This is a genomic window from Sphaerospermopsis aphanizomenoides BCCUSP55 (assembly GCF_001586785.1).
Taxonomy (GTDB): Bacteria; Cyanobacteriota; Cyanobacteriia; order Cyanobacteriales; family Nostocaceae; genus Sphaerospermopsis_A; species Sphaerospermopsis_A aphanizomenoides_A.
In genome coordinates, this window is the sequence record NZ_LUFH02000020.1 from 36,737 (window position 1) to 51,989 (window position 15,253).

General features: G+C 38.7%; 14 protein-coding genes. 3 read left to right on the forward strand and 11 right to left on the reverse strand.

Annotation, left to right across the window (positions count from 1 at the left end; genetic code table 11):
- Positions 1-58: 58 nt before the first annotated feature.
- The 6 genes from A0J48_RS07345 to A0J48_RS07370 form a co-directional block, all read right to left on the reverse strand.
- On the reverse strand, positions 59-1,633 hold the full coding sequence (locus A0J48_RS07345; protein ID WP_200321739.1) for a hydantoinase B/oxoprolinase family protein: 1,575 nt from the start codon (positions 1,631-1,633) through the stop codon (positions 59-61).
- A gap of 189 nt (positions 1,634-1,822) precedes the next feature.
- On the reverse strand, positions 1,823-2,548 hold the full coding sequence (locus tag A0J48_RS07350) for a Uma2 family endonuclease (RefSeq protein WP_200321741.1): 726 nt from the start codon (positions 2,546-2,548) through the stop codon (positions 1,823-1,825).
- 72 nt (positions 2,549-2,620) lie between these two features.
- A complete protein-coding gene (locus A0J48_RS07355; RefSeq protein WP_200321743.1) occupies positions 2,621-4,720 on the reverse strand; it encodes a hydantoinase/oxoprolinase family protein in 2,100 nt (699 codons plus the stop codon).
- A gap of 103 nt (positions 4,721-4,823) precedes the next feature.
- Positions 4,824-5,111 (reverse strand): hypothetical protein, encoded by a 288-nt coding sequence (locus tag A0J48_RS07360; protein WP_200321745.1) that lies wholly within the window; start codon positions 5,109-5,111, stop codon positions 4,824-4,826.
- Positions 5,112-5,125: 14 nt separating this feature from the next.
- Positions 5,126-5,569 carry a hypothetical protein gene (locus tag A0J48_RS07365; protein ID WP_200321747.1) on the reverse strand — a complete coding sequence of 148 codons (444 nt, stop codon included), beginning with the start codon at positions 5,567-5,569 and terminating at the stop codon, positions 5,126-5,128.
- A gap of 151 nt (positions 5,570-5,720) precedes the next feature.
- The gene (locus A0J48_RS07370; RefSeq protein ID WP_200321749.1) at positions 5,721-6,506 is read right to left on the reverse strand and encodes a dienelactone hydrolase family protein; all 786 of its coding nucleotides are present in this window, start codon (positions 6,504-6,506) and stop codon (positions 5,721-5,723) included.
- Positions 6,507-6,750: 244 nt separating this feature from the next.
- Between A0J48_RS07370 and A0J48_RS07375 the strand changes: the two genes are divergently transcribed.
- Positions 6,751-8,862 (forward strand): M3 family metallopeptidase, encoded by a 2,112-nt coding sequence (locus A0J48_RS07375; protein WP_200321751.1) that lies wholly within the window; start codon positions 6,751-6,753, stop codon positions 8,860-8,862.
- Positions 8,863-9,941: 1,079 nt separating this feature from the next.
- Positions 9,942-10,793, forward strand: a complete 852-nt coding sequence (locus A0J48_RS07380) for a universal stress protein (RefSeq protein ID WP_200321753.1) — start codon at positions 9,942-9,944, stop codon at positions 10,791-10,793.
- A gap of 162 nt (positions 10,794-10,955) precedes the next feature.
- On the opposite strand, the gene psbM is transcribed toward A0J48_RS07380, so the two are convergent.
- The 5 genes from psbM to A0J48_RS07405 form a co-directional block, all read right to left on the reverse strand.
- Positions 10,956-11,069, reverse strand: a complete 114-nt coding sequence (psbM, locus tag A0J48_RS07385; protein ID WP_200321755.1) for a photosystem II reaction center protein PsbM — start codon at positions 11,067-11,069, stop codon at positions 10,956-10,958.
- 178 nt (positions 11,070-11,247) lie between these two features.
- Positions 11,248-11,544 carry a 2Fe-2S iron-sulfur cluster-binding protein gene (locus tag A0J48_RS07390; protein WP_200321756.1) on the reverse strand — a complete coding sequence of 99 codons (297 nt, stop codon included), beginning with the start codon at positions 11,542-11,544 and terminating at the stop codon, positions 11,248-11,250.
- Positions 11,545-11,731: 187 nt separating this feature from the next.
- Positions 11,732-11,869 (reverse strand): photosystem II reaction center protein K, encoded by a 138-nt coding sequence (locus A0J48_RS07395; protein ID WP_006195022.1) that lies wholly within the window; start codon positions 11,867-11,869, stop codon positions 11,732-11,734.
- Between the two features lie 208 nt (positions 11,870-12,077).
- Positions 12,078-13,202: a tRNA guanosine(34) transglycosylase Tgt gene (gene tgt / locus A0J48_RS07400; RefSeq protein ID WP_200321758.1), complete on the reverse strand. Its 1,125-nt coding sequence runs from the start codon at positions 13,200-13,202 to the stop codon at positions 12,078-12,080.
- A gap of 122 nt (positions 13,203-13,324) precedes the next feature.
- The gene (locus A0J48_RS07405) at positions 13,325-13,777 is read right to left on the reverse strand and encodes a hypothetical protein (protein WP_200321760.1); all 453 of its coding nucleotides are present in this window, start codon (positions 13,775-13,777) and stop codon (positions 13,325-13,327) included.
- A 393-nt stretch (positions 13,778-14,170) separates the two neighbouring features.
- On the opposite strand from A0J48_RS07405, the gene cobS reads away from it, so the two are divergent.
- A complete protein-coding gene (gene cobS, locus A0J48_RS07410) occupies positions 14,171-14,938 on the forward strand; it encodes an adenosylcobinamide-GDP ribazoletransferase (protein ID WP_411841120.1) in 768 nt (255 codons plus the stop codon).
- Positions 14,939-15,253 lie beyond the last annotated feature (315 nt).

Consider the following 15,253-nt stretch of genomic DNA (forward strand, 5'->3'; position numbering starts at 1 on the left):
AACTATGCTAAAAGATTTATTGGTTACAACAAACCAAAAAGGCACAACTAGAAAAAAACTATACTTTGATTTTTGATCCTATTCCACCAAAACCCCCACCACCTGGAGTTTCAATTACAAAAATGTCTCCTGGGTGCATCTCGACAGTTGCTGTACTACCTAAAATTTCTTCAGTACCATTTTGACGTTGTACCCAGTTGTGTCCTACCTGTCCTGGTTCTGCACCATTTAAACCAACGGGAGGAACTAAACGATGACCAGAGAGAATATTTGCAGTCATAGATTCTAGAAATTTAATCTTACGAATTACCCCATTTCCCCCCGAATGTTTTCCTTTACCTCCACTATGGGGACGCAGACTAAAGCTTTCCACCATCACAGGATAACGGGTTTCTAAAACTTCGGGATCTGTCAAGCGAGAATTGGTCATGTGAGTATGAATTGCATCCGTACCATCAAAATCAATTCCTGCACCAGAACCACCACAAATGGTTTCATAATATTGATATTTTTGATTACCAAAAGTGAAATTATTCATCGTTCCTTGGGAAGCCGCCATCACACCCAAAGCACCATATAAAGCATCAACAATAGTTTGGGAAGTTTCTACATTTCCTGCTACTACTGCTGCTGGATAAGTTGGGTTAAGCATACAACCTTCAGGAATAATCATTTCTAAAGGCTTAAGACAACCAGCGTTAAGAGGAATATTATCATTAACTAATGTTCTAAAGACATATAAAACCGCAGCTTGAGTTACAGCTTTGGGCGCATTGAAGTTATTATTTAATTGTGCAGATGTACCTGTAAAATCTATTTTAGCACTGCGATTGTCTCGATCAATTTTTACCGCTACTTGAATTCTCGCATTGTTATCCATTTCATAAATAAATGAGCCATCTTTCAAAACATCAATTGCTCGTCTGACTGATTCTTCAGCATTATTTTGGACAAATTGCATATAAATTTGGACTGTTTCTAGTCCATATTGATTGACCATTTTTAACAGTTCTTTGACTCCCCTTTTATTAGCAGCAATTTGAGCTTTAAAATCGGCAATATTTTGGTCAGGATTCCGGCTAGGATAGGGATGATTTAACAGATAATTTCTGATTGCTGTTTCTTGAAATTCTCCCTCTTTAACTAGGAGATAATTATCAAAAATAATTCCTTCTTCTTCTACTGTGGTACTGTGAGGAGGCATAGAACCAGGAGTAATTCCACCAATATCTGCTTGGTGTCCACGGGAAGCAACAAAAAATAGGGGACTGGTAATATTTTTGTTAGGTTCTAAAAAGACGGGAGTAATAGCAGTGACATCAGGTAAATGTGTACCTCCGTTATAGGGGTTATTTGATAGATAAACATTTCCTGGTTTTATGGTGTCACCTACATCATTAATTAAACTGCGGACACTTTCACTCATTGAGCCTAAGTGTACGGGAATATGAGGAGCATTAGCAACTAATAAACCTGAAGCATCAAAAATAGCGCAGGAAAAATCAAGACGTTCTTTAATATTGACTGATGCTGCTGTGTTTTGCAGAACAATTCCCATTTGTTCCGCTATAAATTGATAGAGATTTTTAAATATTTCTAAACGTACTGGATCTGGTTGAGATGCGGTAGACATTTTTTAACCTATTATTAAGTTCAAAATAAATAAAGTTGGGTTAATTACATTGTAAGCATTCAGCTATCAGTGGTCAGCAGTCAGCTTTTTAAAGGTTACGCCAAAAATCACGCTAGTGATAATCTACGGTTTTATTAAATATTCTGACTCCTGACTCCTGAATTCTTACCCTACATTTTCAGATATTTTTTAAATTGTATCTGGGTTAATATTTAATTCCCGCAATTTTGCTGCTAAACGTTCTGCTCGTTGAGTTTCACGTTCTGCTCTTTGCTTTTCTTCTTCTGCGGTTTCTTCTGGTGTAGGTACTAAATTTCCTTCTGGTGTGAAATAACGTAATAAACCCTGATGAATTCCCAAATATAAGCCTAATTGTTCACTCCATAAATTTCCTTTCTCATTGGCTTCTAAAGGTTGATATTTACCATTAATTAACTGAAAACCTGCAAATTCTAAGGTATAAGGATCAAACCAAAAATATTCCGGTGTGCGGAAAGTTTCTTGATAAAGTTCTTTTTTCGCTTCTCTATCAGTTTTCGCTGTTGTTGGTGAGATAATTCCCACAATTACATGAGGATATTTACCATTTTCTGCCCACACTACCCAACTTTTACGATAGCGATAGCGTGGCGTTAGCCATGTTTTGCGTTCAGTTCCTAAAACGACAAAAAAATCTGGGCCACGGAATTTTTCGGTTTTTTTCTGGTTAGGACTATAGTAAATACTCAAATTTCCCGCTGCATAGAAATCATTTCTTTCTTTCCATAACCATTTCAAACATTTGATTAAGAGCATAATTTGCTCTAGATGTAGTTCTGTTTCTACTGGTGGTTCATCACTATATAAATCACTGGGGGGAAAAATGACATCTTCAGAGATGTTTTCCTCAGATACTAATTCTTGAGTAATCATCATGATATGATACCAAGTAGTTATTTATCTATTTTAGCATTAATTAAAATTGCTATATTTTAAACATATTTAAAACTAAACAAGACGTTCTAAAATTAAATGATTACGTTCAGTTAATTTTGCTTGCCAGTTGGGTTCAACTACAATAGTGCTGATTTTCTCAACAATAATTGCTGCACCGTTGATACTATCCCCAGGTTGTAAATCTTCTCTTCTATAAACTGGTGTATTGTGCCATTTTTCGGCAGTAAACATCTGGACTATTTCTACAGGTTCTGGTTTTTCTTGTAAATTTCTTTGACGAATTATTACAGGTTCTGCTGGTGTGTCCATTTTTTGAATGACTTCTACAGAAATAGATTCGATAATTAAGAGTTTTTCTGTTTGCATGAAACCATACCTTAATTTATGTTCGGTTTCAAACTGTCTTTTCATTTCTGCTATATCTGTAAAAAAGTCAACTGTTAAAATTGAGTTATTTCCTTCATATTTCAAATTAACTTTTTTAATTACTTCCACTGCTAAAGTGCTTTCTTCATGATTTAACTCGTTACGTGCTTGAATTTCTAAAGATGCCATTAATTGCTGTAATTCAGGTATTAATGATTGATTTAAAGGCTGTTCTACTCCTGTAACTCTGGTAGCTCTGACATCCGCTAAACCCATTCCATAAGCTGAAAGTACACCAGCGAAAGGGTGTAAAAATATCTTTTTCATGCCTAAAGTATCGGCAATTAAACAAGCAACTTGTCCACCTGCACCACCAAAACAACACAGTACATATTGAGTGACATCATAACCACGTTGAAGACTGATTTTTTTAATAGCATTGGCCATATTTTCGACAGCAATAGCGATAAAACCCGATGCTACTTGTTCGGGAGGACGATAATTTACGGTGACAGATGCGATATTTTCAGCTAATTGGGTAAATTTCTCAATTACTATTTCTTGATCTAAAGGTAAATTACCTTCATGACCAAAAACTGCGGGGAAATATTGGGGTTGAATTTTGCCTAACATGACGTTAGCATCTGTGACTGTTAATGGTCCACCACGACGATAAGAAGCAGGTCCAGGATTTGATCCAGCAGACTCTGGCCCAACACGATAACTAGAACCATCAAAATATAAAATTGAACCACCACCCGCAGCGATGGTGTTAATTGCTAATACGGGAACTCGCATCCGCGCACCTGCAATTTCTGAATCTAATTGTCTTTCATATTCTCCTTTGAAGTGAGCAACATCTGTACTTGTTCCTCCCATATCAAAGGTAATAACTAAATCAAAACCTGCTCTTTTGCTAGTTTGCACTGCACCAACAATACCACCAGCAGGACCACTTAAAATACTATCTTTCCCTTGAAATTTTTCTGCGTCGGTTAACCCTCCATCGGATTTCATAAACATTAATTTGACGTTGGGTAAGTGACTAGCTACTTGGTTGACATAACGACGAAGTATAGGAGTTAAATAAGCATCAACGACAGTTGTATCTCCTCTACTAACTAATTTCATTAATGGGCTTACTTGATGAGATACAGAGATTTGGGTAAAGCCGATTTCCTGGGCAATTTGGGATATTTGTTGTTCATGGTGCGGATAGCGATCGCTGTGCATAAATACAATGGCACAACTTCTAATCCCAGTTTCATAAACTGTTCTTAAATCCTGTCTTACCTCTGCAATATTTACAGGAATTAATTCATTACCATAAGCATCAAATCTTTCCTCTACTTCTATTACCTGTTCATAAAGCATAGTAGGTAAAATAATCTGACGGGCAAAGATATTAGGGCGGTTTTGATAACCAATTCTTAAGGCATCTTTAAAGCCTTTGGTAATTAACAAAACTACTCTATCTCCATGTCTTTCTAACAGCGCATTGGTAGCTACTGTTGTTCCCATTTTCACTACTTCTATATTTTGATAGGGAATAGTTTCATTAGCAGAAATTCCGATAATATCCCGAATTCCCTGGATAACTGCATCTTCATATTGCTCAGGATTTTCTGACAGTAATTTATAGACTATTACCCATTCCTGGTTAGGAAGATTTACAATTAAAAAACGTTGTGGATTTTGTGAGAGTCTGTTGATTATTGTCTGATTATTGGTGACAGCAACTATATCTGTAAATGTGCCGCCTCTGTCTGCAAAAATTTTTAACATGGCTCGATTTCCTCAATTTCCGTAACTCCCTTGACTAATTTTTTATGTTCTGTAAAAAATTGATCCATTTTTTCTAATAAAGATTTAAGTAAGCATTCAGCCGTCAGCAGTCAGCAAGAAAGAAGAAAACCATCAATAATTGTAAATCTGGCAATTGATCCAAGGCTTGATATGAATCAACCGCAAAGAACGCATAGACGCGGCTTCCCGCAGGGTAGGACACAAAGTTAAGAGGATTTAAGAGAGTTTTTAGTATCCACTTGAGGGTGGAGTCCATCCAAAGTCGAGTGAATAATGCTATGTTTTGACTTTGTAAATCAATCCAATGCCAAACATTTTCATAAAAAACGCCGAACCTGCTATTAAATAAATGAAGAAAATAAGATGCCAAAAATATATTTTTGACTATACAGAAATTGTTAAATCTTGAAACAACGTAAAAAGCTCTAAACAAACATCTTTGACTTGTTCAGGAGCTATTTTATATTCCGTTGCCCAGCCGCTGTAAGCCCAATTTCCACAATAACTGAAATAGACATCGACTGGATTTTCTTCATCCAACAGAGAATGAAATTCGACGTGATCCAACTTATAGGGGGCGCTAGAACTAAAAGTCCCCTCTTCCGATGATTGTTGCCAAAAACATACCTTGAACATACAATCTATAAATTCTTCGGCATTAGGGACAAATATTTTAAATCCTTCAAACATTTGATTACACCATATTTCCGCTGTACTTGTATTTTCAGGGAAATAGTTTCTCACAATTTCTGACATTTTTACTAAATATTGCCGAACTTCAAGATTGCTGATTAATACTTTTTCACAGTCAGATAAATTCTTGTACATTTTTTATCCTTTTATGAATTTTCAATAAGTGGTTTTCTGTTAAGTAAGTGGGCGTTAAAAATTGTCGTTATCACCAGGGAACTCTTAACGGTGAACGGGGAACAGAGAAGAGGTTTTGGGATATTTGCCTTTTCCCCCTACCCCTATTTCCTTAGCGAAATATTTCTGCAAAAAATTGTCGCATAGCTTGCCAAGAACGCTGATCTGCGTTTTTGTTATAAAGTGCGCCTTTTATCTCTCCTTTATAAACTGGGTTGGTGAAGGCATGAACCACACCACCATAGGAAATTAATTGCCAGTCTACATTGGCTTGGCGCATTTCGTTTTCAAAACCTTGAAGTTGCTCCTGTGGGACAAAAGGATCATCTGCTCCATGTAAAACTAACACTTTAGCTTTGATGTTTTTGGCATCTTCGGGGTTAGGGGTGTCGAGGTTGCCGTGAAAGCTGACTACACCAGCAATATTTGCGCCACTACGGGCTAACTCTAAAACTGTACCACCACCAAAGCAGTAACCAATGGCAGCAATGCGTTTAGGATCAGTCAATGGATTTTTTTGTAAAACTTGTAACCCAGCATTGACGCGATCGCGCAATAATTTTCTATTATCACGATATATTTTGGCTTGCGCTCCTGATTCTTGGGAATTTTTGGGTCTGACCCCTTTGCCATAAATATCAGCGGCAAAAGCCACATAACCCAGTTTAGCTAACTGTTCAGTCCGTTTTTTCGCATAGGACTGTAAACCATTCCATTCATGAACTACTAATACACCAGGACGCTTGCCTTTGATCGCATCATCATAAGCAAGATAACCTTCTAAAACTGTGCTGCCTTGTTTATACTCGATATTTTTGGTTCTAATCGCCGCCAGTACCTCTGTATTAGTTAAAAATACGACTACGGGTGCAAACAAAAGAGAAAGCAGTATTTTCATGACACTGTAAATACTAAAACACTCATTATCCTTGATTATCCCTGTAAAACCTACAAAATTGCAGGTGATATATTACCTATAACTACAAAATTCTGACTTCTGCTTTATGGCTGATTTTAATGATTTCTTAAGACTTAATAAGACTGCCATTCTAGCAAGGTTAAATTCACTAGAAGCGGTACATTATTAGTTATATAAATAAAAATCATTGTTCCGCATATTGATCGGCTACTAACACAAAACCATGAGTGCAACTGCTACTATTTCGCAAAATCCCCTAGTCCAAGGCTATGGTTTACCTCCATTTGCAGAGATTACACCTGAACAAGTAGAACCTGCCTTCAGGCATCTTTTAGGCGACTTGGATGAGCAGCTAAAAATTTTAGAAGCTAATGTCCAACCTACCTGGAATGGTTTAGTAGAACCTCTAGAAAAGTTGACAGAAAGATTGTACTGGAGTTGGGGTATCCTCAACCATTTAATGGGTGTTAAAAATAGCCCAGAGCTACGGATAGCCTATCAAAAGGTTCAGCCACAAGTAATACAGTTTATTAATACCCTTGGACAAAGCAAACCTTTATATAAGGCATTTAAAGCACTTCGTGCCAGCGATACTTGGGAAACTTTAGAATCAGCCCAAAAGCGCATTGTGGAAGCAGCTATTCGAGATGCAAAATTGTCTGGTGTGGGCTTAGAAGGAGAAGCCAGAGAGCGTTTTAATGCTATTCAAATGCAGTTAGCCGAATTAGCCACTGAGTTTTCTAACCATCTTTTGGATGCAACTACAGCTTTTAGTTTAATTCTCACCACCAAAGCAGAAATTGAGGGTTTACCCAGTAGTTTACTGAGTCTCGCGGCTCAAGCTGCTCGCATCGCTGGCGAAGAATATGCTACACCCGAAAAGGGTCCTTGGCATATTACTTTGGATTTTCCCAGTTATTTCCCATTCATGCAGCACAGTACCCGGCGGGATTTGCGCGAACAGCTTTACAAAGCTTATATTAGCCGTGCTTCCTTTGGGGAATTGGATAATAATCCTTTGATTGAACGTATTTTAGAGTTGCGGCAAGAATTGTCAGAGTTACTGGGCTTTGAAAATTATGCTGAACTGAGTTTGGCTAGTAAGATGGCGAAGAATGTTCCCGCAGTGGAAAAGCTGTTGGAAGAACTACGCCAAGCTAGTTATGATGCGGCTGTTAAAGATTTAGAAGCACTTAAAGATTTTGCTAAATCTCAAGGAGCAGCAGAAGCAGATAATTTACAACATTGGGATATCAGCTTTTGGGCTGAACGTCAAAGAGAAGAAAAATTTGCTTTTACGGAAGAGGAATTACGTCCTTATTTCCCTCTTCCCCAGGTGCTAGACGGTTTATTTGGGCTAATTAAACGGCTCTTTGGTGTGACTGTGACACCGGCTGATGGTCAAGCTCCTGTTTGGCATGAGGATGTACGCTATTTTCAAATCTCCGATAAATATGGTAATGCGATCGCCTACTTTTATCTAGATCCTTACAGCCGTCCGGCGGAAAAACGTGGTGGTGCTTGGATGGATGCTTGTATTCATCGTCGCAAAATCACAGAACGCGGTATCACCAACATCCGCTTACCTGTAGCTTATTTGATTTGTAACCAAACTCCCCCAGTTGACGATAAGCCCAGTTTAATGACTTTTGATGAAGTGGAAACATTGTTCCATGAGTTTGGACATGGTTTACACCATATGCTCACTAAGGTAGACTACACTGGGGCAGCAGGTATTAATAATGTAGAATGGGATGCCGTGGAATTACCTAGCCAATTCATGGAGAACTGGTGTTATGACCGCCCCACTTTGTTTGGTATGGCTAAACACTACGAAACAGGTGAACCTCTACCAGAACATTATTATCAAAAGCTGTTAGCATCACGTAATTACATGAGTGGTTCAGCAATGTTGCGGCAAATTCACCTCAGCAGCGTGGACTTGGAACTACACTACCGTTATCGACCTGGTGGGACTGAAACTCCCATAGATGTGCGTCAACGCATTGCCAAAACCACTACTGTTTTACCACCACTACCTGAAGATGGTTTTTTATGTGCATTTGGTCACATTTTTGAAGGAGGTTATGCCGCCGGTTATTACAGTTATAAGTGGGCAGAAGTTCTCAGTGCTGATGCTTTTGCTGCTTTTGAAGAGGCTGGACTAGAAGATGAAGAAGCAATTCACGATACTGGTAGACGCTACCGAGATACAGTGTTAGCACTCGGCGGTAGTATGCACCCAATGGAAGTTTTTCAAGCCTTCCGGGGTCGTGAACCGAGTACCACAGCTTTGCTGAAACATAATGGTTTGTTAGCTGCTGTAAAAAATTAGTGGTAGGTTGGGTTAGCGACAGCTTGACACTCTGCGTCCTAAAGGAGCGCAGATTCTTGGTTCAACGAGTCCACTTAGATTAGATCCCTTGCGGTGTCTAAACCAGAGGTGGTTCTCTCCCCAAGCGTTACTTTCCCCCTGCCCGGAGGTAGTTGCATAAGAGCAAATTTTGTTTGCTAGGGGCGTATTGCCATACGCCCGTACAATTCTGTGTCGTCTAGTACCTGTAAATCTTTTACCTACTTCCAGGTAATACTATAACTACGAAGTAGAACCCCATAGATTTAGTTGCCAAGGTACAGATTGCCGTTAGGTAGTTAGGTTTTTATACAGGTTGATTACCGTTCCTGTTAAATTTAATCTATCATGACTGACCCTAGAGGAGCAAGCCGCTTACCTACATCCACTGTCTAAAGCACAATAAAGTATCTTCACCAAGCTTCGATACTTGATTTCAGTGGTTTTGGTTTACTCGATTTCTTTATAACCCAACACTTGAAAATCATTGCTAATCTTGGGTTTCATTCCCTTGCTTGGCAACGCTTATTAATTCCTAAACCCGGATTTTTAGCCCACATTCCGCAGTAATTTTATTTTTTCTTGATCAATAACCTCTAAGAGTTTGCTTTCATCTCAATGCTGACGAAAAATAACGATTTTTATACAAGAAGAGTGTAGTGATTGAATAACTGATAAAATCCTTACTTGTTGTCACAAAAATGTTCATAAAAATTAACTAATTCTAATTAACAAAGATGAATATAGATGAAAAATCATAAATAACATCATATTTCGTAAAGTTTATTAGGCTAAATTGAGAGTATGCTGAATCTATTGAAAACCTAGTTGCAATTTTAAGTAACTAACCGCAAACTAACTTAAAACTTTATTAGTTTTTTGCTCATTGGAGAGTTTTGGTTGTAATGACTAAAGACTGATAACTAGTGAACAATAACTAATAACTCAAGTTGATTTGTGCTTATTTACTAACTAGGTTGTTGAGCGAAGTTGAGAACATCAGTTCTGATGCTCGGTACTAGCAGCGAAACCCAAAGAAACCTTAACAATAATTACGGAAGATGATACAAAAAATTTTGCTGGCTGTCTCTGGACTAGGACACGCAGAAGAAATGATGAAGACATTGAAAGAACTGCCTTCTATCCAATCTGCAAGAGTTACAGTTCTGCACGTTGTACCAGCACAAAGCACTGCAACTGCAATGACGGATAAATGGGAAGAAGGTGGTAAAATTCTGGCTAATGCGATTCAGTCTTTAAATTTAGACCCTAGCCAGGTTTCTTCTATTTTGAGACAAGGTGATCCCAAAGATGTGGTTTGTCAAGTAGCTGACGAAATAGAAGCAGACTTGATTATTATGGGTTCAAGAGGGTTGAAGCGTTTACAATCAATTTTAGGTAATTCTGTAAGTCAGTATGTTTTCCAGCTATCTTCTCGTCCCATGTTGCTGGTTAAAGATGACATTTATGTCAAAAGAATTAAGCGTGTAATGGTAGCATTTGATAATTCTGACGCTTCTCAAAATTGCTTGAAGTTGAGTTTATTTTTGCTGAGAAATGTTACAAATGGTCAGTTAATTCTGGCTAATGTCAATACAGATTTGGGTGGCAAATTATCAGGAATCACTGATATCAAACCAGAAAGAGATTCGGTGTTGGGAAAAGCTGTTGCAGAGGCTGAAAAACAAGGTGTTCCCGTGCGTTGTGTAACCAGTAGTGGTAAACCTGGTGAAGAAATTTGTCGTGTGGCTGAAGAACTGAATATAGACTTATTACTACTGGGTTCTCCAGACCGTCGCCCCTCTATTGCTAAGAGCTTTGTTGATTTAGACCGATTAATTGGTGCTTCCTTATCTGATTATGTGCGAGTTAATGCAACTTGCCCAGTATTATTAGCGCGAACTGTTGCTTAAATAGGGTGTAGGGTGTGCGATGTAGGGGGAAGAACAAATTCAAAATTCACTACTTCCTCAACTCTTAACTCACTATTCGCTACTCTACTGCCTTTTGCCTTCTCCAGAATAAAAATCCTCTCCACCAATGGTGCAGAGGTTTTTTATTTTATCTCCAAACTATTAGTTGTTTCCACCTTCGCGGCTGGCGGTTTGGATGTAAAGAATTATTAAAAAAACAGCAGGAACAAGCACAAACAAAATGCTTGCTACAAACCCCAGGTCATTAACTTGCATGGCAAGATAGCCTCTCTTTAAATTGATTTTCAGTCAACAATTTTAGAATAGCACCATAGATGACAGAGTTATCCCCGATTTTGGATTTTAGATTTTGGATTTGGGATTGACCCACGGGTTGATACTCTTAACACAGCCTTATAAAGAAACGGTATGACAATATTTCGGCATTGGTCAATTAAGGTTTGGTAACGATGCTGACTGGTCCATTAACTTGGGTTTGGCAAGCAAGACGATAGTTATCTGGTTTGTTTTTAAATTTCCGCTTTTCTACATCGGTGCGGGGTGAGAGGTTTTCTAGTCCTTCGACTACTTCGACAATGCAAGTGGCACATTGTCCATAACCACCGCAGTTTGTCATTTTTCCCCAGAATTTATAGATATCAATTCCATTCTCCATTGCTTTGAGTCGGAGATTGGCACCATCTGCCGCCACTACTTCTTTATTTTCTTGGACAAATTTAATGTTTCCCATAGTTGATTCCTCTCTGAGTGATAAGTGTGGCTTTTGCTGATTTTTGGTCAAGCTAGTTACAATATTTTACTTAAATTATAGATAATTTATTGCAAAATATTAAGAAATACGAAGTTTCAAGAAGATGACATAACAAAAAATAGGACAGGTGTATTTTACCTGTCCAGAAAATTGAAGATAGATTAATTTATCTGAAACCAACAGCTGCTTGCCAAACGAAAGCAAGCAACAAGAAGAAAACAGGAATTACTGGGAGTACATCTACCAAGGGGTCGAAGATTTGGTAAGCTTCAGGCAGTTTTGCTAATAATAGTGCGGCTTCCATGTTTGTTTAAATCCAACTAATCCAACACATCTTTCATAATTGAGAAGTATCTTAACATGGTTTGGTAATTGGGAAAGAAGGGAATAGGGAATAGGGAACAGGGAACAGGGAATAGGGAACAGAGTTTTTGAATTTTGAATGCATGACTTTTGACTGAATTTATCACCCCATCACCCCATCATCCCTGCCTCCCCTGCTTTCTTGACTGTCACCTGTCACCTGTCACCTCTTCTTCTTTGAGCCAGTGGCCGAAGTCTGTAACAAAGCGATCGCTCAATATTGATTCTCTAATCTTTTGAGTAAAGCGGATCAATTCGGTGATGTTGTGAATACTTAATAAGGTATAGGCTAAAATTTCTTGCGATCGCACTAAATGAGATATATAAGCACGAGTGAAATTTTGACAAGCATAACAAGGGCAAGTTTCATCTAAGGGTGTAAAATCTTCACGAAACTTAGCATTTTTTAAGTTCCATCTTTCACCCGATACGATCGCTGTTCCATGTCGCGCCCATCTGGTGGGGATGACGCAATCAAATAAATCTATACCAGAGGCGATCGCAATAGCCATTTCTCGATAAGTACCCACACCCATTAAATAACGGGGTTTATTGTGTGGTAACAATGGGGCTGTGGTTTTCACTATTTCTGCCATTAATTCCGGTGGTTCACCTACGCTCACTCCACCAATGGCGTATCCTGGCATATCTAATTTGGCTAAAGCTTGGGCAGCACGGGCGCGTAAATCTAAATACACACCACCTTGAACAATGGGAAATAATGCTTGATCACTGCGTTGATGTGCCACTATACAACGTTCTAGCCAGCGGTAGGTGCGGTCTGTGGCTGCTTCCACCTCTTGACGGGTAGCAGGGTAGGGGGGACATTCATCAAAAGCCATGATCACATCTGCCCCTAAAATATTTTGAATTTCTATGGAGCGTTCTGGAGTTAATTTAATAATTTGCCCGTCATGAGGTGAGCGAAAAGTTACACCTTCTTCTGTAATTTTCCGCATTTCGCTGAGGCTAAAAACCTGAAACCCACCGGAATCTGTGAGCATGGGACCGTTCCAGCCCATAAATTTGTGTAAACCTCCTCCACCTGCGACAATTGCTTCTCCTGGTTGGAGATGCAAATGATAGGTATTAGATAAAACCATTTGCGCCCCAGTATCCTTGAGTTGAGCAGGGGTGATAGTTTTCACATTTGCCAGTGTTCCCACAGGCATAAATCTGGGGGTTTCTACAGGTCCGTGAGGAGTGGAAAATACACCGACTCTAGCTTTTGTTTGACTACAGGTAGCTAGAAGTTCAAAAGAAAAATTTGGCATTGGGCATTGGGCATTGGGCATTGGGCATTGGGCATTGGGCATTGGGAGAAAAACTACTTCTTTCTCCTAAACCTACTAAAATTCCTACTCAGGACTCAGCACTCGGTACTCGGTACTATTTCTTAAAAGCAATCAGAACAGTCATCATCAATTTCTGCATCCCATCGTGCTGATAGGACTTGATCCATCATCGCTTCGATGGTAGTGAAGTTAAAGTGGCGATCGCATCGTTCTTGCAAAGGTGTAGACAGGGGAATTAAGCGCAAACATATATTTTCTTGGATTAAATCAAAGTGTGTTTCTTTTTCCGTTGATTGTTTTAATTCCAAGTAGTCAAAACTATTAATATTTAGATACAAGGCATTATTAGCAACGATTGTAGACCTTTGATCATGAGTGAATACTTCCATTACATCCCCATCGCCTTCGCTCAGTAGCTTGTTGTCTTGGGTATAGATGTAGTGGACTCGACCTAAGTCTGTGAGCAATCGCCTAATGTCGAGTTTATTGACTATAATGCCAGTGTTAACAATACATGGCGCAGGTATTTTGGTGTCGGGTAGATGATGACTCATAGAAAAATAGCTATTTAGGGAAGGTGAGTGACAACACAGCTAAAAAATCAATTGCCTAGCTTTTTGACCCCTACATTTCCAAAATATCAACTTTGTAGGGTGATCGTCCAATAATTCCGCAGTCAACTGTTAGTTGAGATCAATAAAGGCAGAGCATCTGAATCTACCCATAATCAATTTGTGCTTTTGTTGCCAACGATCAGCTTGTATTAACTTTGACATTCTTTTTTTGTTTACTAACTAAATTAGCATAACAAACTTTGTAGCGTAAGTCTCTAATTATGGCTGAAGTTTTACATAAAGCTGGAAAAAGCCTGAATATTAAGACTGTAAGTATTATGTCTTTAACATAAAATTTTTATCGTAATTATACTTTTAAGTAACATGACTCAAATGTTGCAGTGGTGCAAACAGCAGCTGTTAGATTTGGTGGCAACTATCATCTTCTATACTGTCATTCCTCTACCCTATATCAAAAACTTGGCATTTGAGAGAGTTGCTTGTTTTGTCCCACTTGTGGGATTGATAATTGGTGGGATTTTAGGTTTATCTGATCTAACCTTAAGTTACCTAAAAATACCAGTATTAACTCGGAGTGCCTTAGTAGTAATTATTTGGATTTTTCTGACTGGAGGGCTACATTTAGATGGAGCAATGGATACTGCTGATGGTTTAGCGGTGACAAACCCAGAACGCAGGTTACAGGTGATGGCTGATAGTGCTACGGGTGCGTTTGGGGCAATGAGTGCGATCGCTATAGTAATATTAAAAATTACTGCTTTAACAGATATACCAGAAAACCGCTATTTGGTATTAATAGCTGCTTGTGGGTGGGGACGTTGGGGACAACAGGTGGCTATTTGTCGATATTCTTACCTTAAACCTACAGGTAAAGGTGCATTGCATAAACAAGCTATTCGTTCTGTGGGAGATTTATTGCCAAGTTTATTTTTACTACTGGGTTTGAGTGGTGTGATATGGTTAATCAATCCTCAAGATTTAGTGTTATCTGTGGGGATGGTGATAGCTGGAAGTGCGATCGCTACTTTAACACCAGCGTGGTTTAATCATAAATTAGGTGGACATACAGGAGATACCTATGGGGCTGTTGTCGAGTGGACTGAAGCCTTATTTTTGTGTGTACTTACAAGTTTTAGCTAAACAAGAAATTAGCACCAAAATAGATTTAAATTCACATCAGATGTCAGGTTGGGTTTGCTCACGGTAAGTCCAACCTTACCAATAATTCAGCGATTTTTTTCGAGTTCTCAATTTTTTTGTAGAAGATAGTTCTTCCTTATCTACTTCAGCTTAACACATCCAAAACTCGGTGTCAACAGTCTTCCTTCTCTTTTTGCGCGACCTTAACCGTAGAGTCAGTTAGCGCAGAAAGTACACCCTCAATTAAATAGGACTTACGCGAAATGTGCTGGAAAACTTATTCTTTCGTAGGGGTAATTCATGAATTACCCCTAC